General features: G+C 57.6%; 21 protein-coding genes. 11 read left to right on the top strand and 10 right to left on the bottom strand.

The window, feature by feature from the left end:
* Positions 1–63 precede the first annotated feature (63 nt).
* Both C0560_RS07045 and C0560_RS07040 read left to right on the top strand, forming a co-directional pair.
* On the top strand, positions 64–1,278 hold the full coding sequence (locus C0560_RS07045; RefSeq protein ID WP_248859891.1) for an MFS transporter: 1,215 nt from the start codon (positions 64–66) through the stop codon (positions 1,276–1,278).
* Positions 1,268–2,080: a Cof-type HAD-IIB family hydrolase gene (locus tag C0560_RS07040; RefSeq protein WP_248859889.1), complete on the top strand. Its 813-nt coding sequence runs from the start codon at positions 1,268–1,270 to the stop codon at positions 2,078–2,080. Before C0560_RS07045 ends, C0560_RS07040 begins: the two co-directional genes overlap by 11 nt.
* Positions 2,081–2,122: 42 nt before the next feature.
* Here the strand turns inward: C0560_RS07040 and C0560_RS07035 are convergent, their stop codons facing one another.
* Positions 2,123–3,352 (bottom strand): MFS transporter, encoded by a 1,230-nt coding sequence (locus tag C0560_RS07035; protein ID WP_102105170.1) that lies wholly within the window; start codon positions 3,350–3,352, stop codon positions 2,123–2,125.
* Positions 3,353–3,519: 167 nt separating this feature from the next.
* Here C0560_RS07035 and C0560_RS07030 point away from each other — a divergent pair, with 167 nt between their 5' ends.
* From C0560_RS07030 to deoR, 3 genes are all read left to right on the top strand, one after another.
* Positions 3,520–4,248, top strand: coding sequence for a phosphatase PAP2 family protein (locus C0560_RS07030; protein ID WP_107703961.1), 729 nt, complete (start codon positions 3,520–3,522; stop codon positions 4,246–4,248).
* 6 nt (positions 4,249–4,254) lie between these two features.
* A complete protein-coding gene (ybjG, locus tag C0560_RS07025; protein ID WP_248859888.1) occupies positions 4,255–4,863 on the top strand; it encodes an undecaprenyl-diphosphate phosphatase in 609 nt (202 codons plus the stop codon).
* A gap of 67 nt (positions 4,864–4,930) precedes the next feature.
* The gene (deoR, locus tag C0560_RS07020; protein WP_102105172.1) at positions 4,931–5,689 is read left to right on the top strand and encodes a DNA-binding transcriptional repressor DeoR; all 759 of its coding nucleotides are present in this window, start codon (positions 4,931–4,933) and stop codon (positions 5,687–5,689) included.
* Between the two features lie 117 nt (positions 5,690–5,806).
* Here the strand turns inward: deoR and dacC are convergent, their stop codons facing one another.
* Complete coding sequence (gene dacC / locus C0560_RS07015) at positions 5,807–7,012, bottom strand: serine-type D-Ala-D-Ala carboxypeptidase (protein WP_100780743.1); 1,206 nt, start codon at positions 7,010–7,012, stop codon at positions 5,807–5,809.
* 258 nt (positions 7,013–7,270) lie between these two features.
* Between dacC and C0560_RS07010 the strand changes: the two genes are divergently transcribed.
* Positions 7,271–7,897, top strand: coding sequence for a glutathione S-transferase family protein (locus C0560_RS07010; RefSeq protein ID WP_181827534.1), 627 nt, complete (start codon positions 7,271–7,273; stop codon positions 7,895–7,897).
* On the opposite strand, the gene C0560_RS07005 is transcribed toward C0560_RS07010, so the two are convergent.
* From C0560_RS07005 to iaaA, 7 genes are all read right to left on the bottom strand, one after another.
* The gene (locus tag C0560_RS07005) at positions 7,898–9,016 is read right to left on the bottom strand and encodes a PQQ-dependent sugar dehydrogenase (RefSeq protein ID WP_248859886.1); all 1,119 of its coding nucleotides are present in this window, start codon (positions 9,014–9,016) and stop codon (positions 7,898–7,900) included.
* Positions 9,017–9,124: 108 nt separating this feature from the next.
* Complete coding sequence (bssR, locus tag C0560_RS07000; RefSeq protein ID WP_100777065.1) at positions 9,125–9,508, bottom strand: biofilm formation regulator BssR; 384 nt, start codon at positions 9,506–9,508, stop codon at positions 9,125–9,127.
* A gap of 131 nt (positions 9,509–9,639) precedes the next feature.
* Positions 9,640–10,551, bottom strand: a complete 912-nt coding sequence (gene gsiD, locus C0560_RS06995; protein ID WP_095281372.1) for a glutathione ABC transporter permease GsiD — start codon at positions 10,549–10,551, stop codon at positions 9,640–9,642.
* Between the two features lies 1 nt (position 10,552).
* Positions 10,553–11,473, bottom strand: coding sequence for a glutathione ABC transporter permease GsiC (gene gsiC / locus C0560_RS06990; protein ID WP_123429190.1), 921 nt, complete (start codon positions 11,471–11,473; stop codon positions 10,553–10,555).
* A 48-nt stretch (positions 11,474–11,521) separates the two neighbouring features.
* On the bottom strand, positions 11,522–13,060 hold the full coding sequence (gene gsiB, locus C0560_RS06985; protein WP_248859885.1) for a glutathione ABC transporter substrate-binding protein GsiB: 1,539 nt from the start codon (positions 13,058–13,060) through the stop codon (positions 11,522–11,524).
* 33 nt (positions 13,061–13,093) lie between these two features.
* Positions 13,094–14,959 (bottom strand): glutathione ABC transporter ATP-binding protein GsiA, encoded by a 1,866-nt coding sequence (gene gsiA / locus C0560_RS06980; RefSeq protein WP_102105177.1) that lies wholly within the window; start codon positions 14,957–14,959, stop codon positions 13,094–13,096.
* Positions 14,960–14,970: 11 nt separating this feature from the next.
* A complete protein-coding gene (gene iaaA, locus C0560_RS06975) occupies positions 14,971–15,909 on the bottom strand; it encodes a beta-aspartyl-peptidase (RefSeq protein ID WP_107704295.1) in 939 nt (312 codons plus the stop codon).
* Positions 15,910–16,098: 189 nt separating this feature from the next.
* Between iaaA and moeA the strand changes: the two genes are divergently transcribed.
* Both moeA and moeB read left to right on the top strand, forming a co-directional pair.
* The gene (gene moeA, locus C0560_RS06970; RefSeq protein WP_248859883.1) at positions 16,099–17,331 is read left to right on the top strand and encodes a molybdopterin molybdotransferase MoeA; all 1,233 of its coding nucleotides are present in this window, start codon (positions 16,099–16,101) and stop codon (positions 17,329–17,331) included.
* A 1-nt stretch (position 17,332) separates the two neighbouring features.
* Positions 17,333–18,085 carry a molybdopterin-synthase adenylyltransferase MoeB gene (gene moeB / locus C0560_RS06965; RefSeq protein ID WP_248859881.1) on the top strand — a complete coding sequence of 251 codons (753 nt, stop codon included), beginning with the start codon at positions 17,333–17,335 and terminating at the stop codon, positions 18,083–18,085.
* 41 nt (positions 18,086–18,126) lie between these two features.
* Here moeB and fsa read toward each other — a convergent pair whose 3' ends face one another.
* Positions 18,127–18,789, bottom strand: coding sequence for a fructose-6-phosphate aldolase (gene fsa, locus C0560_RS06960; RefSeq protein WP_102105258.1), 663 nt, complete (start codon positions 18,787–18,789; stop codon positions 18,127–18,129).
* A gap of 126 nt (positions 18,790–18,915) precedes the next feature.
* On the opposite strand from fsa, the gene C0560_RS06955 reads away from it, so the two are divergent.
* The 3 genes from C0560_RS06955 to C0560_RS06945 all read left to right on the top strand — a co-directional run bounded on the left by C0560_RS06955 (position 18,916) and on the right by C0560_RS06945 (position 23,227).
* Positions 18,916–19,815, top strand: coding sequence for a glycyl-radical enzyme activating protein (locus tag C0560_RS06955; protein WP_248859879.1), 900 nt, complete (start codon positions 18,916–18,918; stop codon positions 19,813–19,815).
* A 4-nt stretch (positions 19,816–19,819) separates the two neighbouring features.
* Positions 19,820–22,252 (top strand): formate C-acetyltransferase/glycerol dehydratase family glycyl radical enzyme, encoded by a 2,433-nt coding sequence (locus tag C0560_RS06950; protein WP_248859878.1) that lies wholly within the window; start codon positions 19,820–19,822, stop codon positions 22,250–22,252.
* 165 nt (positions 22,253–22,417) lie between these two features.
* A complete protein-coding gene (locus C0560_RS06945; RefSeq protein ID WP_181827529.1) occupies positions 22,418–23,227 on the top strand; it encodes a Cof-type HAD-IIB family hydrolase in 810 nt (269 codons plus the stop codon).
* Positions 23,228–23,301: the final 74 nt, after the last annotated feature.

The raw sequence follows: 23,301 nt of genomic DNA, 5'->3' as shown, positions 1-23,301 counted from the left end.
TGTGTACAAATGTACACAAACTTGCTAGTGTTGTCGCTATTGTTGTACTTCTGGTGCTCATCAATGACGTTGATCTCTCCCCGTAAAGCCCTGCAGCGACGCCTGTGGGCACTGTTTATGTTCTTTTTCATCCCCGGATTGCTGATGGCGTCCTGGGCGACGCGCACCCCCGCGATCCGCGATATTCTATCGGTCTCGACGGCAGAAATGGGCATCGTGCTGTTTGGTCTGTCGATCGGTTCGATGAGCGGTATTCTCTGCTCGGCATGGCTGGTGAAGCGCTTTGGTACGCGTAAAGTGATTCGCACCACCATGTGCAGCGCCGTGGTCGGCATGCTGATCCTCAGCACCGCCCTGTGGTTTGCGTCGCCGGTAATGTTTGCCTTTGGTCTGATGGTCTTTGGTGGCAGCTTTGGTGCAGCAGAAGTGGCGATTAACGTTGAAGGCGCCGCCGTCGAGCGCGAGCTGAATAAAACCGTTCTGCCGATGATGCACGGCTTCTACAGCCTCGGCACGCTGGCCGGTGCCGGTGTGGGCATGGCGTTGACCGCCTTTGGGACCGCCGCGAGCCTGCACATTTTACTGGCAGCGCTGATCTGTATTTTGCCGATTTTGACGGGTATTACCTTCATTCCTGACGGCACGGGCAAAAACAGCGCGGAAGAGCAAAAGTCGACCGAGAAAGGGTTACCTTTTTATCGCGATATGCAGCTGATGCTGATTGGCATAGTGGTGCTGGCGATGGCGTTTGCCGAAGGCTCCGCGAACGACTGGCTGCCGCTGCTGATGGTCGACGGCCACGGTTTTAGCCCTACTTCCGGTTCATTGATTTACGCCGGGTTTACCCTCGGGATGACCGTCGGGCGCTTTACCGGCGGCTGGTTTATCGATCGTTACAGCCGCGTGGCCGTGGTGCGTGCCAGCGCGATGATGGGCGCACTCGGTATCGCGCTGATTATTTTTGTCGACGTGGACTGGATCGCCGGTGTTTCGGTCATTCTGTGGGGCGCCGGTGCGTCACTCGGATTCCCGCTCACCATTTCGGCCGCCAGCGATACCGGCCCGGACGCCCCGACGCGCGTCAGCGTGGTTGCCACCACCGGCTATCTCGCCTTCCTGGTCGGTCCGCCGCTGCTCGGGTTCCTCGGCGAACATTACGGGTTACGCAGCGCCATGCTGGTGGTATTAGCCCTGGTCATTGTCGCCGCGCTGGTCGCAAAAGCCGTGGCAAAACCTACAACACAAGATTCAGCAATGGAGAAGGGATATGAACGTTAAGTTAATCGCCGTCGACATGGATGGAACCTTCCTGAGCGACGCCAAAACCTATAACCGCGAGCGCTTTCTGGCGCAGTATGCGCGCATGAAGGCGCAAGATATTCGCTTTGTGGTTGCCAGCGGGAATCAGTATTACCAGCTCATCTCCTTTTTCCCGGAGATTGCCGATGAGATCGCTTTTGTCGCCGAAAACGGCGGCTGGGTGGTGAACGCTCGTGAAGATGTGTTTAACGGTGAACTCACCAAAAACCAGTTCGACACCGTGGCGCGTTTCCTCTGCTCTCTGCCGGAAGTGGAAGTGATCGCCTGCGGGAAGAGCAGCGCCTATACCCTGAAATCTTACGATGACAGCCTCAAAGAGATGGCGGCGAAGTATTACCATCGCCTGGAAATGGTTGATAACTTTGACCATCTTGACGATATCTTCTTTAAGTTTGGGCTGAATCTGCCGGACAGCGAAATCCCGCGCGTGCAGGCGATGATCCATCAGGAACTGAGCGACATTATGGTTCCGGTGACCACCGGCCATGGCAATATCGATCTGATAATTCCAGGCGTGCACAAGGCGAACGGGCTGCGTATTTTGCAGCAGCACTGGGGTATCGATGATAGCGAAGTGGTAGCGTTTGGCGACAGCGGGAATGACGTTGAGATGCTGCGGCAGGCGGGCTTTAGCTTTGCGATGGCAAACGCCAAACCGAATATCAAGGCCGAGGCGCGTTTCGAGGCGCCGCACAATAACGACGAAGGCGTGCTGGATGTGATCGAAAAAGCGTTGAACGGGGAAGCGCCGTTTAACTAGCGCACGAATTGCCCGGTAAGCGTTACGCCACCGGGCAACAACTTACTGTAACGCGCTGCCGACGCGTTTATCTTTCAGGAACATCACCATCAGCCCCAGCCACAGCACGCCATTGGCGAGGTTAAACAGGCTGAACAGCCCGTTACCGCCAAAGCTGTAGGCGTGTTTACTGACTTCAATGCCCACGGTAAAGATCAGCATCTGCAGCATCCCCATCGCGGCGGATACGGTGCCTTTACTCATCTCGCTGGCAAACAGCGTCAGGCGTACCAGCCCGGCATTCGCCAGACCAATCCCAAAGGCATAAATACTCAGCCCGGCTGTCATCCACAGATAAGCGTGGGAAGAGGCGACGGTCGCCACCGCTGCAACCACCAGCCCGGCCACAATCGGCCAGCCGCCCATAATGATCAGCGAGCGCACGCTGCGACGGGATGTAAGGCGTGCCAGCACCAGGTTACCGATTATCAGCGCGCCAAAAACAGGCACCTGCAGCAGGCCGTATTCATAGCTGCTGAGCTTCTCGCCGCTAATAATAATGACCGGTGACTGGGCAATCCACGCCAGCAGCGGCAGGCTGACAAACCCGGTGGCCAGCGCCCCCGCCACAAAGCGGCCATTCCTGAGCACCTCTTTGTAGTCGCGCCCCAGCTCTTTAAGGGACAGTTTTTCGCCCAGTCGAGTGGCGGTCTCTGGCATTGCGCGGTGCAAACCGAAGAACGAAATCGCCGCCAGCGCCGCGAACAGCACAAACATCCCTTCCCACGGCGCAACGTGCACCCACGCCGCGCCCACCAGCGGTCCGAGCAGCGGCGCAATCAGCGCCACGTTCGCCATCAGGGCGGTGATTTTGATACACACCGCCTCCTCAAAGGACTCCTGAATAGCGGCATACCCCACGGCGCCGATAAAGCACAGGCTCACCCCCTGCAAGAATCGCAGCAGCGTGAATTGTTCAATCGTTTGTGCCAGCAGAATGGCGAGGCAGGTGACGATAAACCACACCACGCCGGTCAGCATCACCGGGCGACGGCCAATGCGATCCGACAGCGGCCCCAGCAGCCACTGCAAAAACATGCCGCCAGCCAGATAGGCAGTCATGGATGTCGGTACCCACTCGATCCCGGCGTTGTACTGCTCCACCACGGCCAGCATACCCGGCTGGATCATATCGTTGCCGATATAGGTGGAGAATTCGTAAAGCACCAGACACAGAGGGAAAAGTAACGCCTGACGACCCAGACGGTTACCGGAAGAAGAACGGTTTAACATGCAGTCTCTTTTTGATGAAAAAATCGCGATGAGTTTAATGAAATGCCCGGTCGCGAGATAGTGAATTATCGAAGATAAACAGAAATAAAGCACATATCGTCGTCGTTTAAGGTTTCCTTAAGTTGACACCTTTATGATGGGCCTATTTCCCGTCAATGAACGTCATTATGGCTCAACATACTGCCCCTTCGGATTTATCTAAGTCACCGACAACTAAGATAAAACCCCTTTACCGTTTACCGGTGCGCTTTTATGGTTATCAGCTTTTCGCGCTACTGCTGATGGCGGTGCTGTTTACCTGGCTTTCGCGTGATGAGACGCTCGACCGTTGGATCACGGGTTTCTGGTATGACGCCGCCAGCCACCATTTCCCGCTGCAGCAAAACGCGCTGCTGGATCTGCTGAATCATCGACTGGCGAAGTACGTTGCGATTGCGACGGCGGCCGTGGCGCTGATTTATGGTGCCTTTCGTCGCAACATGCCGCTGGTCACCGGAGCGCTGCTGATGGGCCTTGGCACCCTGGTGGTCGGTGTGCTGAAAAGTACCAGCCATCACAGCTGTCCGTGGGATTTGCTGGAGTACGGCGGCAAAGCGGTTTCGTATCCGCTGTTTAGCAGTACGCCTGATGGCAGCGGCCCCGGTCGTTGCTTCCCCGGCGGGCACGCATCGAGCGGCTTTATGGTAATGGGGCTGTTTTTCGCCTTCTGGCGCGAGCGCCCTCGTCTGGCGTGGTGTTTCGTGGCGCTGGGTGCAGTGGCGGGCCTGACGATGGGCTTCGGCCAGGTCATGCGCGGCGCCCATTTCTTCTCTCACAACCTGTGGGCAGGTTGGTGGGTTTGGTTTTCTCAGGTCGTGGCTTACGGCCTTGTTTCTGCCTGGTTTGCAAAAGAGTGAGTTGGAATGCTAGAGAATCTCAATTACGGACTGTTTTATCTGATTAATGCCACCCCGGCGTCACCGGAGTGGATGATTATGTTTGCCAAATTTGTGGCGAAGGATCTGATTAACATCGTGCCCTTGCTGATCGCGATACTCTGGCTGTGGGGGCCGCACAAGCAGGTCAGCGCGCAGCGTCAGCTGGTGATAAAGGTGGCGATGGCGCTGGCGGTTAGCATGACCGCCTCCTGGACGCTGGGGCATCTGTTCCCGCACGACCGTCCATTTGTCGATCATATCGGTTCGAACTTCCTGCACCATGCGGCTGACGACTCCTTCCCGAGCGATCACGGCACCGTGATTTTCACCTTCGCACTGGCCTTTTTGTTCTGGCACCGCGTCTGGTCGGGCGTGGTTCTGATGGCGATCGCGCTGGGCATTGCCTGGTCGCGCGTCTATCTCGGCGTCCACTGGCCGCTGGATATGCTGGGCGGACTGCTGGTCGGAATGATGGGCTGCCTGAGCGCGCAAATCCTGTGGAATATCATGGGGCAGCAGATTTATCGCGGGCTGCAGCGCGTCTACCGTATCTGCTTTGCTCTCCCGATCCGCAAAGGCTGGATACGTGACTAATCCCGGTCCGACAGGTTACACTTGAACCCCCACATTGTGGGGGTTCACCTTTTCGCCCCGAGGATCTATGGAAACACGACGCGACGACCGCATCTCCCAGCTGCTGCAAGCCCTGAAGCGCAGCGATAAGCTGCATCTCAAAGAAGCTGCCACTCTGCTCGGCGTTTCCGAGATGACCATCCGTCGCGATCTGAACAGCGAGAGTGCCCCCGTGGTGCTGCTCGGCGGCTATATCGTGCTGGAGCCACGCAGCGGCAGCCACTATCTGCTGAGCGATCAAAAAACCCGCCTGGTTGAGGAGAAACGCAAAGCTGCACGGCTGGCCGCCTCCCTCGTGCAACCGCATCAGACCCTGTTTTTCGACTGCGGCACCACCACGCCATGGATTATCGAAGCCATTGATAACGCGCTGCCGTTCACGGCGGTGTGCTACTCCCTGAATACCTTTCTGGCCCTCCAGGAGAAACCTGAGTGTCGGGTGATCCTCTGCGGCGGTGAGTTTCACGCCAGCAACGCCATTTTCAAGCCGTTGAATCTTCAGGACACCCTGAGCAATCTCTGTCCGGATATCGCCTTTTACTCAGCGGCAGGCGTGAGCGTGCGCCAGGGCGCAACCTGTTTTAACCTCGAAGAGTTAACGGTGAAACACTGGGCGATGAACGCCGCGCAGTATCATGTGCTGGTGGTGGATCACAGCAAATTTGGCAAAGTGCGTTCAGCAAGAATGGGCGATCTGGCACGCTTTGATGCGATTGTCAGCGACTGTCGCCCGGATGACGAGCTGGTCGCACACGCCAAAGCGCAGCAGATTAAATTGATGTACTGAGTGGGGGTTTTGCCGGGCTTAGCCGCCAGCGCGGCCTGATGCTCTCACCTTATCCCTCCCCCGTCGAGGGAGGAGGCAAACACTCAAAACGATAACCTTGCGGTTATCGTTTTGCTTTTATGAGAACCAGCTACCAAACCACGAGTGGAATTTCATCATTACAAAGTCCCACATCCGGCTGAAGAATCCACCCTCTTCCACCGCTTCCATCACGATCAGCGGACGCTGCTCAATGGATTTGCCGTTAAGCTGGAAATCGATCGTGCCGACCACCTGGCCCTTTTTCAGCGGCGCGGTCAGCTGTGGATCGGTCAGGGTGTAGCTCGCTTTCAGATTCTTCAGCTGACCACGCGGGATCGTCACAGAACCCGCTTCACCCGCCCCCAGATTCACTTCACTCTTATCGCCGAACCAGACGCGCTGGCTGATAAAGGTCGCATCAGGTTTAATTGGCGTCACCGTTTCGAAGAAGCGGAAGCCCCAGGTCAGCAGTTTTTCGGATTCATTAAAGCGGATGCGGTCGGTTTTGGTGCCGAGCACCACGGAGATCAAACGCATATCGCCCTGGGTCGCAGACGCCACCAGGTTATAGCCTGCGCCGGCGGTGGTGCCGGTTTTCATGCCGTCCACATTCACGTTGCTGCTCCACAGCAGACGGTTGCGGTTCGGCTGGCGGATCTTGTTGAACGTAAACTCTTTCTCTTTATGAATAGCGTACTCATCCGGCACGTCGTGGATCAGCGCTTTGCCCAGCAGCGCCATATCGCGGGCGGTACTGAACTGCCCCGGCGCATCCAGGCCGTGGACCGTTTTGAAGGTGGTTTTGGTCAGGCCGAGCTTTTGCGCGTAACCATTCATCAGGCCGATAAAGGAGTCCTGGCTGCCCGCGACGTAGTCCGCCAGCGCGATACAGGCGTCGTTACCCGACTGAATAATCACCCCTTTATTCAGATCCGACACGGAAACCTGGTCACCCGGTTTCAGGAACATCACGGACGAGCCGCGCAGGGCCGGGTTGCCGGTGGCCCAGGCGTCTTTGCCAATGGTCACCATGTCGTCGAGCTTAATTTTGTTTGCTTTGAGCGCCTGCCCGACCACGTAGCTGGTCATGATTTTGGTCAGACTGGCCGGATCGAGCTGTTCGTCCGCGTTGCCTTCCGCCAGCACTTTACCGCTGGCGTAGTCCATCAGGATCCACGCGCGCGCGTCGACCGGAGGCGCTTCTGGTGCCGCCGTTTCAGCCGCAAAAAGTGTGGGGGAAAACAGGAAAAGCAGTGCGGAGCCTGCCGCCAGGCTGCGCAGAGAAGAAGTTGTATGCGTCATAAATGCCACCCGAGTGTCCTTTCTAAAAAATCACGTCACATCACCGTGTCGCAAGAAGCGATGAGTAATAACGTACTAATGAGTCTAAAGAAACCTAAACCAGGTAAAGTTTTTAAAGTTTACGCAATAACGGGCCGGGGTGCTGTCCCGGATGCGATTTTTTTGTCTTCTGTTGCGTAAATGTTAGGTTTATCTCACCATGTGCAATCGCAGGCTTTGATTCACCACTCAGGTTATTTCACTCATTCAGGAGTCAATATGATTACGCTGTGGGGCAGGAACAATTCAACCAACGTCAAGAAAGTGCTCTGGACGCTGGAGGAGCTGGATTTACCGTTTAACCAGATCATGGCCGGTTTGCAGTTTGGCGTGAATAACGATGCCGAGTATCTGGCGATGAACCCCAACGGACTGGTGCCGCTGCTGCGCGACGACGAAACCGACTTAACCCTGTGGGAATCGAACGCCATTGTGCGTTATCTGGCAGCGCAGTACGGGCAAAATCGCCTGTGGGTGGACAATCCTGCCCGCCGTGCCGAGGGCGAAAAATGGATGGACTGGGCAAACCAGACGCTCTCCCCCGCGCACCGCCCAATCCTGATGGGCCTGGTCAGAACCCCCGAAGCCGAGCGTGATTATGCGGCGATCGACGCCGGAAAAGCGGCGTGCGAAAAACTGTTTGCCCTGCTGGATGACGCACTCGCGAACCAGCCGTGGCTCTCAGGCTCCGCGTTTGGCGTGGGCGATATCGCGGTCGCGCCGTTTATCTGGAACCTGACCAACATCGGTCTGGAGTGGGGATCGTATCCAAACCTGGAGCGCTGGTTCGCACAGCTCAAAGCGCGCCCGGCCTTCCAAAAAGCGATCATGATCCCCGTGAGCTAATCACGCCCCGGACGGGCTGACTTTCAACAGTTGCCCGTCTGATTCATCCGTTAATACATACAGATAGCCATCCGGCCCCACCCGCACATCGCGAATGCGGTTGCCTTTATCCCCCAGAATCCGCCCGTCTTCCGTCACCTTATTGCCGTCCACGCTCAGGACAATCACGTCTTTCTCTTTCAGCGCGCCCACGAACAGTTTGTTTTTCCACTGCGGAAAAACGTCGCTGTTGTAGAACGCCATGCCGCTCACCGCGGGCGATACTTTCCAGACAAACAGCGGCGGCTCCGTGCCTTCGACATGCTCGCCTTTGGCTTCCGGAATTTTCAGGCCGCTGTAGTTAATCCCGTGCGTCGCCAGCGGCCAGCCGTAGTTTTTGCCTTTTTCAGGGATATTGATCTCATCGCCGCCACGCGGGCCGTGCTCGTTCAGCCACAGCGCGTCGGTCCAGGGGTTCATCGCCATCCCCTGCGGATTGCGGATGCCGTAGGACCAGATTTCCGGGCGTGCGCCTGCTTTATCGACGAACGGATTATCTGCGGGCACTTTGCCCTGATCCGTCAGGCGTACCACTTTCCCTTGCAGCTTATCCAGATCCTGCGCCGTCGGACGCTGATTGTTTTCACCCAGGCCGATAAACAGATAGCCTTTTCCGTCGAACACCAGTCGCCCGCCGAAGTGATTTCCCGTCGACAGTTTTGGCATCTGGCGGAACACCACCTGGAAGGCCTCGACGCGCGAGAGATCCTCGCTCAGGCGGCCATATCCTACCGCCGTGCCCGCTTTACCGTCGTTACCGACTTCGGCGTAGCTGAGCCAGATACGGCGCGACTTTTCAAAATCCGGAGCCAGCACCACGTCCAACAGACCGCCCTGCCCGCTATCCCACACTTTCGGTATCCCGATGATCGGATCTGACAGCCCTTTTCCCGCCTGCCAGTGCTTGAGCTGCCCGCCCCTTAGGGTGATCAGCATGCCCTGATTATCCGGCAAAAAGGCCAACGACCACGGGTGATCGAGTTTAGTTTGCAGCACATCGACGTTGACTGCGCCGGGTGCCGCCATTACGGAAGCGGAGAGAAAGAAGAGAGACAGAGGAATCAGCGAAGATCGGCGCATTACGCACTCCTTTTTTCGACGTTTGGCATAAAGAGTAGCCAGGCCGACCGGGCGCGTGAGCACTTTTACAAAAGCTTAATCAGAAGGGGGAGTCGCCTCCCCCGGAGTTTAGTGCTGATGGAGCGCGGCGTGCTCTTTCAGGCACATAATGCAGAGAGTCAGTGTCGTGAGGGAGTGTTCCAGTTTCTCCGCGCTGACGGCGACAAACGTTGGACAATCATGGTGTCCGGTCATCAGGCATACGGCAGCTTTTGACAACGCGTCAGCCGCGCGTTGCAGGACAAGCTGTTCATCAGCGTCGTAATAATCCCGCAGGATCGGCGCTTTTTCACGCATGTAGTCACACAGTTCAAAACAATTATCGCGCAGATGGTCGCTTTCGCTGACTGACATATACCCTTTTGCCATCCTTAACTGCAGGTATGCCGCAAGGTCAATCCGGGCATTGATCAGCTTGTTCAGTAGATCGCGTTTCAGTCTGTCAACGGACATGCTATTTCCTCCCTTGTCAGCCATTGTGCACGATCAGAATAAGCTCATTTTTTGACCAGATTAATGCGTCAGGTCAATAAATCGCAACTGATTAACATTCTTTACAATGTTACAACGTCCGGCCCTCAGCCCTACCCTTTAATCTTCGGATCCAGTGCGTCGCGCAGGCCATCACCCAACAGGTTAAAGGCCAGCACGGTAAAGAAGATCGCGAGGCTTGGGAAAATCGCCACGTGGGGCGCAATCACCATGTCAGCCCGCGCTTCATTGAGCATCGCGCCCCACTCCGGCGTCGGCGGCTGTGCGCCTAATCCCAGGAATGAGAGGCTCGCCGCCGAGATGATCGACACGCCGATACGCATGGTGAAATAGACCACAATGGACGAGACCGTGCCGGGCAGAATATGGTTAAACAGGATGGTTGCATCGCTGGCGCCAATACTGCGCGCCGACTCGATAAACGTCTGTTGCTTCAGCACCAGCGTATTTCCGCGCACCAGACGGGCAAACGCCGGAATGGAAAAGACCGCCACGGCGATGATCACGTTAGCCATCCCGCTACCCATTATTGCGACGACAGCGATCGCCAGCAAAATGCCGGGGAAGGCAAATAGCACGTCGCAGATACGCATGATGATGCGGTCCCACCAGCCTTCGTAGAACCCCGCCAGCAGGCCCAGCACCGTACCGATGGCAGCGCCAATCAGCACCGCGAAAACCCCCGCCGCGAGTGAGATTTGTGCGCCGACCAGCACTCGGCTAAAGATATCGCGCCCGAGAGAGTCCACGCCAAACCAGTGCATCATCGACGGACCATCGTTCAGTCGATCGTAATCGAAGTAGTTTTCCGCATCGAACGGCGTGATCCAGGGTGCCAGAATCGCCACTACGATCAGCAGCAGCACAAACAGTCCGGCGGTCATTGCCACCGGCTGACGACGAAATCGACGCCAGAACTCCAGCCACGGCGTGCGGATATGGTCCGGTTTTAACCCCGGCATAGCCTTTAAAATGGCCTGACGACGCCAGTTAAACAATCGCATATTACTTGTACCTGATAGCCGGGTTAATGGCGGCGTAGAGCACATCCACCACTAAGTTGATAAGAATAAATTCCAGTGAAAATAGCAGCACCTCTGCCTGAATCACCGGATAGTCGCGCATGTCGACGGAATCGACCAGCAAACGACCCAGCCCCGGCCAGTTAAAGACCTTCTCCACCACAATCGAACCGCCAAGCAGGAAGCCAAACTGCAGGCCCATCATCGTGACAACCGGAATCATCGAATTGCGCAGGCCATGCTTGAGGATCACCCACTTTTCGCTCACGCCTTTGGCGCGCGCGGTGCGCATATAGTCTTCACTCAGCACATCGACGAACGAGGCGCGCGTAAAGCGCGCCATCACGGCGGCCACCGCTGCGCCTAAAGTGAGCGACGGCAGAATGTAGTGCTTCCACGTATCCGCCCCCACCGTCGGCAGCCAGCCAAGCTCAACGGAGAAGATCTGCATCAGCAGCATCCCCAGCGCAAACGCCGGGAAAGAGATCCCGGTGACGGCCAGCGCCATGCCGAGCTTATCCGGCCAGCGGTTGCGCCAGACGGCGGCGATAATCCCCGCGGCAAGACCAAAAATCATCGCCCAGATCATACTGGCAAGAGTGAGCCAGAACGTCGGCATAAAGCGGCTGGCAATCTCCTCAGAAACCGGACGTCGCGACACCATCGAGATGCCGAAATCGCCCTGCAACACGTTGGTGATGTAGTGCCAGAACTGCACATACAGCGGCCGATCGAGACCCAGCTGCTGGCGCACCATATCGATCACCGTCCCATCCGCCTCCGGCCCGGCGATGAGTCGCGCCGGATCGCCGGGCAGCATATGGACGAACAGAAACACCAGCACCGCCACAATCAGCAGCGTTGGGATCAGCCCCAGCAGGCGTTTAAAAACATAATTCAGCATGCCTTTCCCTCTCATCCCGCAGACTCTCGCCTGCGGGAATGAGTTCTGTTATTTCAAATCCGCGTCTTCAAAACTGAAGCCCGTATCCGGCATGATGTAGAACCCGGTCAGCGCCTTGTTGTGGGCGGAAACCAGTTTTTCCACCACCAGCGGCACCCACGGCGACTCTTTCCACAGAATATCCTGAGCATCCTTGTACAGACGCACTTTCTCGTCGGTTTTGGTGGTTTTCAGGGCATCTGTCAGATCTTTATCCACCTGCGGATTGCTGTAGAACGCGGTGTTAAACTGCGTCGGCGGCCAGTTCTGCGAGGCAAACAGCGGCGAGAGCGCCCAGTCTGCTTCACCCGTTGATGCCGTCCAGCCGGTGTAGAACATGCGCACACCGCTCTCTTTCTGCCCTTTGCCTTCCACTTCCGCCGTACGCTGGCCCGCGTCCATCGCTGTCAGCTGCGCTTTGATGCCCACCTGCGCCAGCTGCTGCTGGGTGAACTGCAGCACTTTCTGCGCGGTGCTGTGATTATGAGATGACCACAGTGTGGTGCTAAAGCCGTTCGGGAAACCGGCCTCTTTCAGCAGCTCGCGCGCTTTCGCCGGATCGTAAGGCCAGGGTTTGTAGCTCTGGGCGTAGGCAATCGACGGCGGCACAATGCCCGTCGCCGGGGTCGCATAGCCCGCAAAAGCCACTTTCACCAGCGCCTGACGGTTAATGGCGTAGTTGATCGCCTCGCGCACTTTTGGATTATCAAACGGCTTTTGCGTCACGTTCATGCTGATGTAGCGCTGCATGATCGACGGGCTGGCCACCAGCTCCAGCTTGCTGTTTTTCTCAAGGATTGCCGCCTGCTCGTAAGGGATCGGGAAAGCAAACTGCGCTTCGCCGGTTTGCAGCATCGCCGCACGGGTGTTGTTGTCGACAACCGGACGCCAGGTAATAGAGTCCAGTTTCGGCAGGCCCTTGTGCCAGTACCCGGCGAATTTCTTCACCTTCACGAAATCGGTCTGATTCCAGGTCACCAGCTCGTACGGCCCGGTGCCGACCGGATGGAAACCAATCTCTTTGCCGTATTTTTTCAGCGCTTCCGGGGAGATCATTGCCGTCGCCGGGTGCGCCAGAATATTGATAAACGCCGAGAACGGCTCTTTGAGGGTGATTTTCACCGTCGTCGGATCGACGGCCTCGGTGCTGGCGATGTTTTTGTACAGGTTATAGCGCTTGAGACTGTTTTCTTTGTTGCTGGCGCGATCGAGGTTCACCTTCACGGCTTCAGCATTGAAATCAGTTCCATCCTGGAACTTCACGCCGCTGCGCAGTTTGATGGTGTAGACCAGCCCGTCATCGGAGACGGTATAGCTTTCGGCCAGCACGTTCTTCAGCTTCATCTCTTTATCAAGGCCAAACAGCCCCTGATAGAACGACTTCGCCACCGCCTGCGACAGCGTATCATTTGCGTCATACGGGTCCAGCGTGGTGAAGTTGGACGCCACGGCGACCACCACATCTTTAGCCGCAAATGCAGGCGTTGCCGCCAGCGCGGCCGTCACGCTCGCGGCTAACAGCCATGAACGAGCAACAAATTTTGTCATTGTATTCTCCTGTTGTTCCCTGTCTGTCAAAAGCTATAAGCGTGAAAAGGCGTTGTGTTGATGCGGCGGCGCCACGAAATGTCCGGGGCCCACTTCGCGCAGAACCACACGCTCCGTCGCCTCGCCGCGTTTACGAATATTGCCCGGCATCTCATCCTGCAACAGCACGCGGTGGCCGTGCCGGTGCGCCGGATCGGCCACCGGAACGGCGGCCATCAGTTTGCGGGTGTACGGGTGCTGCGGGTTTTCAAACACCGCGCGACGCGGGCCAATCTCCACGATTTGTCCCATGTACATCACCGCCACGCGATGGCTGATGCGCTCTACCACCGCCATATCGTGTGAGATAAACAAAAAGGCGATGCCCAGCTCGCGCTGGAGATCGAGCAGTAAGTTGATGATTTGTGCACGGATGGAGACATCCAGCGCCGAGACGGATTCGTCGGCAATCACCACCTTCGGATTCAACGCCAGCGCGCGGGCAATGCAGATGCGCTGACGCTGTCCGCCGGAAAACTCGTGCGGGTAACGCCAGGCATGTTCCGGCTTTAATCCCACGCGTTCCAGAAGCCAGGCAACGCGCCGCTGCCCCTCTTCGCCTTTCAGCAGGCCATGCACCCGCAACGGCTCCATGATCGAGTAACCGACCGTCTGGCGCGGATCGAGGGAGGCATAGGGGTCCTGGAAGATAAACTGAATATCCCGGCGCAGGTGCTGTAGCTTGCTGGCAGGCAACGTGTCGATGCGCTCACCGTTAAAGGTAATGCTGCCCTCCTGGGAGTCGACCAGACGCAGCAGCGCCCGTCCGGTGGTGGATTTCCCGCAGCCCGATTCGCCCACCAGCGCCAGGGTTTCGCCCGGCCATAGGTCGAAACTGACGTTTTCCACCGCGTGCACTTCGCGCTTTACGCGGTTAAGCAGCCCGCCGCGCAGCGGGAAACGGGTCACCAGATCGCGCACCTGCAGAATCGGCTCGCCCGGTACTACCGTGTCTTGTTCGGTCTCTTCGCTTTGCGCCACGCCCGGCGAAAGCAGCGGGAAACGACGTGGCAAATCGCTGCCGTTCATCGCCCCGAGACGCGGAACCGCCGCCAGCAGCGCTTTGGTGTAAGGGTGTTCCGGCGCGTGGAAGATCTGCTCCACGCTGCCCGTTTCGACGGCCTCGCCCTGGTACATCACCAGCACCCGGTCGGCGATATCCGCCACCACGCCCATATCGTGGGTGATAAAAATCACCCCCATCTCCATCTCCTGTTGCAGCACTTTGATGAGCTGCAGGATCTGCGCCTGAATGGTCACATCCAGCGCGGTCGTCGGTTCATCGGCGATCAGCACCGCCGGACGGCACGACAGCGCCATAGCGATCATCACCCGCTGGCGCATGCCGCCGGAGAGCTGATGCGGGTAGCGCCCGAGAATGGTTTGCGCTTCCGGAATACGCACCAGATCCAGCATGCGTTTGGCCTCTGCCAGCGCCTGCTCGCGGGATAATCCCTGGTGCAGGCGGATAGATTCGGCAATCTGCTCGCCCACCGGAAACACCGGATTCAGCGAGGTCATCGGCTCCTGGAAAATCATCGCCATGTCCGCGCCGCGCACGCTCTGCATTTGCGACTGGCTCAGCTCGGTGAGATCGATGACCTGCTGGTTGCGACGGCGTAAAAGCAGGCTGTCACAGTTGATCATCCCGCCGGCCTGCTCCAGCAAACGCATCAGCGACAGGGCGGTGACGGATTTACCGGAACCGGATTCACCGACAATCGCCAGCGTTTCGCCTCGCTTGAGAGAGAACGAAAGCTGTTTTACCGCCGGGACAGGCCGCCGCTCTTCCTGAAACGCGATGTTCAGGTTGTGGACGGCCAGAACTTCCCGGCTATCCAGATCGTTACTGTGCGGCACGCAGGCTCCCCTTATTCACGATAAATTCCCGTCGAGGGTGCATCGCCCGCATAACCCCAGGCGCGATACATCCCTTCACTGTTAAACGGCAACGCGACGTTGCCTTCACGATCCACAGCAATCAGCCCGCCGCTGCCGCCGAGCGCCGGGAGTTTTTCCATCACCACGCGCTCGCAGGCCTCGGCCAGACTTAAGTTTCCGTAATCCATCAAGGCGGCAATGTCATACGCCGCGAGCGTGCGGATAAACACTTCGCCCGTGCCGGTGCAGGACACGGCCACATTGGCGTTATTGGCGTAACATCCCGCGCCCGGCAGAGGGCTGTCTCCGACCCGGCCCGGTAATTTGTTGGTCATTCCGCCGGTAGAGGTGGCCGCCGCGAGATTGCCCGCTTTGTCCAGCGCCACCGCTCCAACGGTACCCATTTTGGTGCTCTCATCGAGCGGTGCCGCGTGATCGAGCTGGGTGATCCCGGCGCTGCGCGCGTCCAGTAATTGCTGATAACGCTCGGGCGTCGAGAAGGTCTCAGCAGGCACACGTTCCATGCCGTTTTCTGCGGCAAACTGCTCCGCGCCAGCCCCCGTCATCAGGACGTGCGGGCTTTGCTCCATCACCAGACGCGCTGCCAGAATCGGGTTACGCAGATGGCTGACACCCGCCACCGCACCGGCTTTCAGGCTATTGCCGTCCATCACGCAGGCGTCCAGTTCGTGGGTTTCGTCGCGAGTAAATACCGACCCAATGCCCGCGTTAAACAGCGGGCACTCTTCCAGCAAACGTACCGCCTCGGTGACGACATCAAGCGCGCTCTCGCCCGCCTCCAGCATCCGCTGGCCCGTTTCAACAATGGCAGAAAGCGCGTCAACGTAGCGTTTTTCCTGCTCCGGACTCAGCTTCGCACGGGTAATTGCCCCTGCGCCGCCGTGAATTGCGATCACCGCATTAACCATTTCCATCACCCATCAGCACAGAGGCGCCGCTTTTTCTATAAATATCATTATCGTTGTCAGATCTTCAGACGAATTTTGAATATAGAAAGACGCAAGGGTGATGTAAAGACTACACCCTCTGTGTCATACAGTTAGGGGCACTTTTCTGTCATAATGCCCGCTTTCGCTGTTATCCCGCAGGAGTAAACCATGGATTTTACCGCCGGACTGATGCCGCTTGAAACGGCACTCACGCAGATGCTCGCCCCCGTCACCCCGTTGAAAGAGCACGAAACGCTGCCTTTGCTGCGCGGCTTTGGGCGAGTGCTGGCGCGCGACGTTGTCTCTCCGCTCAATGTGCCGGGGTTTGATAACTCGGCGATGGACGGTTACGCGGTGCGCCTTGCGGATATTCAGGCGGGAAATGCCTTACCGGTCGCCGGAAAAGCCTTCGCCGGTCAGCCGTTCGCGGGTGAGTGGCCACAGGGGACCTGCATTCGCATCATGACCGGTGCGCCGGTGCCTGACGGGTGCGACGCGGTGGTGATGCAGGAAGAGACCGAACAGACCGACGCGGGCGTGCGTTTTACCGCCAGCGTTAAAGCGAATCAGAACATCCGCCGCGCCGGGGAAGATATCGCCCAGGGCGCAACGGTGTTCGCGGCCGGAACCAAACTGACTGTCGCAGAGCTGCCGGTGCTGGCCTCTCTCGGCATTGCGGAGATCGACGTGGTGCGCAAGGTGCGCGTCGCGCTTTTCTCGACGGGCGACGAACTGCAGCTGCCGGGCCAGCCTTTGCAGGCGGGCCAAATCTATGACACCAACCGTCTGGCCGTGCATCTTATGCTGGAACAGCTGGGCTGCGAGGTGATCAACCTCGGTATCATTCCGGACGATCCGGAAAAACTGCGCGCGGCCTTTATCGAAGCGGATAACGCAGCCGACGTGGTGATAAGCTCCGGCGGTGTCTCCGTCGGCGAAGCGGATTACACTAAAACCATTCTCGATGAGCTGGGCGAAATCAGCTTCTGGAAACTGGCGATCAAACCGGGCAAGCCGTTTGCCTTTGGCACGCTGGCTAACAGCTGGTTCTGCGGTCTGCCGGGCAATCCGGTTTCGGCGGCACTGACGTTTTATCAGCTGGTGCAGCCGCTGCTGGCGAAACTTTCCGGCAATAACGCCTCAGGCTTGCCTCCTCGCCAGCGCGTGCGAGCGGCGACGCGACTGAAAAAATCCCCGGGGCGTCTGGATTTCCAGCGCGGCATTCTGACGCGTAACGCCGACGGCGAGCTGGAAGTGAGCACCACCGGGCATCAGGGCTCGCATATCTTTAGCTCATTCAGCCAGGGTAACTGCTTCATCGTGCTGGAGCGTGAGCGCGGCAACGTCGAAGCCGGTGAATGGGTTGAGGTCGAAGCCTTTAACCATCTGTTCGGAGGCTAAAATGGCGGTGGAGCTGAACGATCAGGAGATGCTGCGCTATAACCGTCAGATCGTCCTGCGCGGGTTTGATTTCGACGGGCAAGAAGCGCTAAAGGCGGCGAACGTGCTGGTCGTCGGCCTTGGCGGGCTGGGCTGTGCCGCCGCGCAGTATCTGGCGGCAGCGGGCGTTGGCAGGATGACGCTGCTGGATTTCGATACGGTATCGGTGTCGAACTTGCAGCGTCAGACTTTGCACAGCGATGCGACCGTTGGCGAGCCGAAAGTGATCTCGGCGCGCGATGCCCTGGCGCGGATCAACCCGAATGTTCACTTTACCCTCATTGATGCGATGCTGGACGATGCGGCACTGTCCGCCCACATCGCGCAGCACGATATTGTGCTTGATTGCACCGACAACGTGGCGGTGCGCAATCAGCTCAACGCGGGTTGTTTTGCCCATAAAACACCGCTGATCTCCGGGGCGGCGATCCGCATGGAAGGGCAGATCAGCGTCTTTACCTATGCGGATGGCGAGCCGTGCTATCGCTGTTTAAGCCGACTGTTTGGCGAGAACGCCCTCACCTGCGTGGAAGCGGGCGTCATGGCGCCGCTGGTGGGGGTGATCGGTTCATTGCAGGCGATGGAAGCGATTAAAGTGCTGACCCATTACGGCACACCTGCCGCCGGAAAAATCCTGATGTACGACGCGATGACCTGTCAGTTTCGTGAGATGAAATTGATGCGTAATCCTGGCTGCGAGGTATGCGGGGGGTAACGCTGACCGGGTGAGGCGACGCCAGCACCCGGTTTACTGGGTCAAATCGACGTGCGCCCAAACGCAGTCTGCCAGTCCTGCTCAAATTTCACTACCGCCGCATCCACCGCCGGAGAGCTAATAAACTGCTGCGCCACGTCCAGCGGCAGGGTGATAGATTCACACCCGGCCAGCAGGCAGTCCAGCGCCTGACGCGGCGTTTTGAAGCTGGCGGCCAGCACTTTAGCGTGCGGCGCGTGCAGCGTCAGCAGCTGCTGGAGTTCCACCACGGTCTGAATTCCGTCGCCGCCCTGAGCATCAAGGCGATTCACATAGGGTGCGACATAATCCGCGCCTGCTAATGCCGACAGCATCCCTTGCGCCGCGCCATACACCGCCGTCCCAAGCGTTGGGATCCCTTCCGCTTTCAGCATTTTGATTGCCGCCAGCCCTTCTGCCGTGACCGGCACTTTCACCACCAGATCGTTAATGATGGCGCGCAGTTTACGTGCGTCTTCCACCATGCCCTCTGCGGTCGTCGCCATCACCTGGGCAAACAGACGCCCTTTTCCGCCGAGCGCGTCATGCAGCTCCGGCAGGAGCACCTCCAGCGGCTTTTTACCTGCTGCGACGATGCTCGGGTTGGTCGTTACACCGGCTAACGGGAAAACGCGTGCCAGTTTTTTGACTGCGGCTACGTCAGATGTGTCGAGATAAAATTCCATGATGTCACCCTCAAAATTAACCTGCCGTAACACTACCACGTAAAAACCTTCCTCAGAGTTGACGCACATCAAAATAACTTTCATTCGAAAGTTATTTAATCTTCATACGCAACAAGAGGCGAAAATATGATCTTCAATATTCAGCGTTACTCCACCCACGACGGCCCAGGTATTCGTACCGTGGTGTTCCTGAAAGGCTGCTCCCTCGGCTGTCGCTGGTGTCAGAACCCGGAGAGCCGCTCCCGCACGCGGGATGTGCTGTTTGATGCCCGCCTGTGCCTCGAAGGCTGCGACCTGTGTCAGCAGGCTGCGCCAGGGATTATCGACCGTGCGCTGAACGGAGTGATCATCCATCGCGAAAAACTCAATGACGACCATCTCGACGCCCTCACCGACTGCTGCCCGACCCAGGCGCTAACGGTCTGTGGGGAAGAGAAACAGGTGGCCGATATTATGGCAACCGTCCTGCGCGATAAACCCTTTTACGATCGCAGCGGCGGCGGTATCACCCTCTCCGGCGGCGAACCCTTTATGAGCCCGGAGCTGGCCCATTCTCTGTTTAAAGCCAGCCACGATCAGGGCATACACACGGCGGTCGAAACCTGTCTGCATGTGCCATGGCACTATATCGAACCGTCGTTACCCTATGTCGATCTGTTCCTCGCCGACCTTAAGCATGTCGATGGCGAGGTATTTAAACAGTGGACTGACGGCTCGGCAAAACGGGTGCTGGAGAACTTAAAACGCCTGTCCGCTGCCGGAAAACAGCTGACCATTCGCGTCCCGCTGATTCAGGGCTTTAACGCCGATGAAGCGTCGATTAAAGCCATTACCCGTTTTGCCGCCGACGAACTGAACGTCCGCGATATCCACTTTTTGCCGTACCACACCCTTGGCATGAACAAATATACCCTGCTCGGCCAACCCTACTCTGCCCCTGACAAACCGCTCGATAACCCTGAGTTACTGGAGTTTGCCCAACAGTTTGCGGCCCAGAATGGGTTAACTGCGACCCTACGAGGATAAAGATATGACACAGCTGAATCTGAACACCCTGACAGACCGCATTAAGGCGCACAAAACCGCTCTGGTGCACATCGTGAAACCGCCGGTCTGTACCGAGCGCGCGCAGCATTACACCGAAATGTACCAGCAGCACATGGACAAACCGATCCCGGTGCGTCGCGCGCTGGCGCTGGCGCATCATCTGGCAAAACGCACCATCTGGATCAAACACGACGAGCTGATTATCGGCAACCAGGCAAGCGAAGTGCGCGCCGCGCCAATCTTCCCGGAATACACCGTTTCGTGGATTGAAAAAGAGATCGACGATCTGGCCGACCGTCCGGGCGCTGGCTTTGCGGTGAGCGAAGAGAACAAGCGCGTGCTGCACGATGTCTGCCCATGGTGGCGCGGCCAGACGGTACAGCATCGCTGCTACGGTATGTTTACCGACGAGCAAAAAGGGCTGCTGGAAACCGGCATCATCAAAGCCGAAGGCAACATGACCTCCGGCGATGCGCACCTGGCGGTGAACTTCCCGCTGCTGCTGGAGAAAGGCCTCGACGGCATGCGCGCGAAAGTCGCGGAGCGTCGTACTCGCATCAACCTGACCGTGCTGGAGGATTTGCACGGCGATCAGTTCCTGAAAGCGATTGATATCGTACTGGAAGCCGTCACGCTGCACATCCAGCGCTTTGCCGATCTGGCGCGTGAGATGGCGAAAAATGAGATCCGCGAAAGCCGCCGCGACGAGCTGCTGGCAATGGCGGAAAACTGCGATGTCATTGCCCACCAGCCGCCAAAAACCTTCTGGCAGGCGCTACAGCTGTGCTATTTCATCCAGCTGATCCTGCAAATTGAGTCCAACGGCCACTCGGTCTCCTTCGCGCGTATGGACCAGTATCTCTATCCGTACTACCGCCGCGACGTGGAGCTGAATCAGTCTCTCGACCGCGAACATGCGATTGAGCTGCTGCACAGCTGCTGGCTGAAGCTGCTGGAAGTGAACAAAATCCGTTCCGGCTCACACTCTAAAGCCTCGGCGGGTAGCCCGCTGTATCAGAACGTCACCATTGGCGGTCAGAAACTGGTGAACGGCGAGCCGATGGACGCGGTGAACCCCCTCTCCTACGCGATTCTGGAATCCTGCGGTCGCCTGCGCTCCACCCAGCCAAACCTGAGCGTGCGTTATCACGCGGGCATGAGCAACGATTTCCTCGACGCCTGCGTGCAAGTGATCCGCTGCGGCTTCGGGATGCCCGCGTTTAACAACGACGAAATCGTCATCTCCGAGTTCATTAAACTCGGCGTGGAAAAAGAGGACGCCTACGATTACGCGGCAATCGGCTGCATCGAAACCGCCGTCGGCGGCAAGTGGGGCTATCGTTGCACCGGCATGAGTTTTATCAACTTCGCGCGCGTGATGCTGGCGGCGATGGAAGGTGGTCGCGACGCCACCAGCGGCAAGGTGTTCCTGCCGCAGGAGAAAGCGCTGTCTGCGGGCAATTTCGACAACTTCGACGACGTGATGGCCGCCTGGGATAATCAGATTCGCTACTACACCCGCAAATCGATTGAAATTGAGTACGTGGTCGACACCATGCTGGAAGAGAACGTGCACGATATTCTCTGCTCGGCGCTGGTAGACGACTGCATCGAACGCGCGAAAAGCATCAAGCAAGGCGGCGCGAAGTATGACTGGGTATCGGGTTTGCAGGTGGGTATCGCCAACCTCGGCAACAGCCTCGCCGCCGTGAAGAAACTGGTGTTCGAGCAGGGGGCGATTGGTCAGCAACAGCTGGCGAAGGCGCTGGCTGAGGACTACGAAGGTCTGACGCATGAGCAGCTGCGCCAGCGTTTAATCAACGGCGCGCCGAAATACGGTAACGACGATGACAGCGTGGATCTGCTGCTGGCCCGTGCGTATGAGACCTATATCGAAGAGCTGAAGCAGTATCACAACCCGCGCTACGGTCGTGGTCCAATTGGCGGGAATTACTACGCCGGTACGTCGTCCATCTCCGCGAACGTGCCGTTTGGCGCCGCAACCATGGCAACGCCGGATGGCCGTAAGGCGCATACTCCGCTGGCGGAAGGGGCCAGCCCGGCATCCGGTACCGACCACCTCGGGCCGACGGCGGTGATCGGTTCCGTCGGCAAACTGCCAACGGAGGCGATTCTGGGCGGCGTGCTGTTGAACCAGAAGCTGAACCCGGCGACGCTGGAGAACGATTCCGATCGTCAGAAGCTGATGATTCTGCTGCGGACCTTCTTCGAGGTGCATAAAGGCTGGCATATTCAGTACAACATCGTGTCACGCGAAACGCTGCTGGAAGCGAAGAAACACCCTGACCAGTACCGTGATCTGGTGGTGCGCGTCGCGGGCTATTCCGCCTTCTTCACCGCCCTGTCCCCGGATGCGCAGGACGACATTATTGCGCGTACCGAGCATACGCTGTAATTTCCACCCGCAACCCCTCTCCCTTTCGGGAGAGGCTGAGCACACCAACAACAGCAACCCTTGGGTTGCTGTTTTGCGTTTACTTTCATTCGAAATAAATTTGTGGTTCGGGTCACATTGTTATTAGAATGTTGCTGGTCGCAGTAATATTCTGGAGAGCAATGTATGACCGTAAAAGTTATCGTCACCGATATGGACGGAACTTTCCTTGATGATGCCAAGCAGTACGATCGTGACCGCTTTATGGCGCAATTTCAGCAGCTTCAGGCCCGTGACATCGAGTTCGTGGTCGCCAGCGGAAACCAGTATTACCAGCTCATCTCCTTCTTTCCGGAACTGAAAGAACAGATCTCCTTCGTGGCGGAAAACGGCGCGCTGGTCTTCGATCATGGCGAGCAGATTTTCCACGGCGAACTGACGCGTCACGAATCGCAAATCGTGATTGGCGAATTACTGAAAGACAAACAGCTTAACTTCGTCGCCTGCGGACTGGAGAGCGCCTACGTCAGCCAACACGCGCCGGACGAGTTTGTCGCGCTGATGTCAAAACACTACCACCGCTTACAGCGCATCAGCGATTATCATGAGATCGACGACGTGCTGTTCAAGTTCTCCCTGAACCTGCCGGACAGCGACATCCCAGGTCTTATCGACAAACTGCACGTCTCGTTAGACGGCATCATGAAACCGGTCACCAGTGGCTTTGGCTTCGTCGATTTGATCATTCCCGGCCTGCATAAAGCGAACGGAATTAGCCGCCTGCTGAAACGCTGGTCGGTCTCTCCGCAGGAGTGTGTGGCCATTGGCGACAGCGGCAACGACGCGGAAATGCTGAAGCTGGTGAAATACTCCTTTGCCATGGGCAATGCGGCGGAAAGCATCAAAACGATCAGCACCTTCAGCACCGATGACAATAACCACCAGGGCGCGCTGAACGTTATTCAGGCCGTACTCGACAAAACTGCTCCGTTTTAACCTCTGATTCCTCCCCTGCCGGGGCAACGCTCCGGCACCTCACTCTTTTTTCATCCTGTGCTGCCCGTCAAGTT

Source organism: Lelliottia sp. AC1 (genome assembly GCF_023278595.1).
GTDB lineage: Bacteria > Pseudomonadota > Gammaproteobacteria > Enterobacterales > Enterobacteriaceae > Enterobacter > Enterobacter nimipressuralis.
Note: the sequence above shows the minus strand (reverse complement) of the source record. Positions and strands in the feature narration are given on the sequence as shown.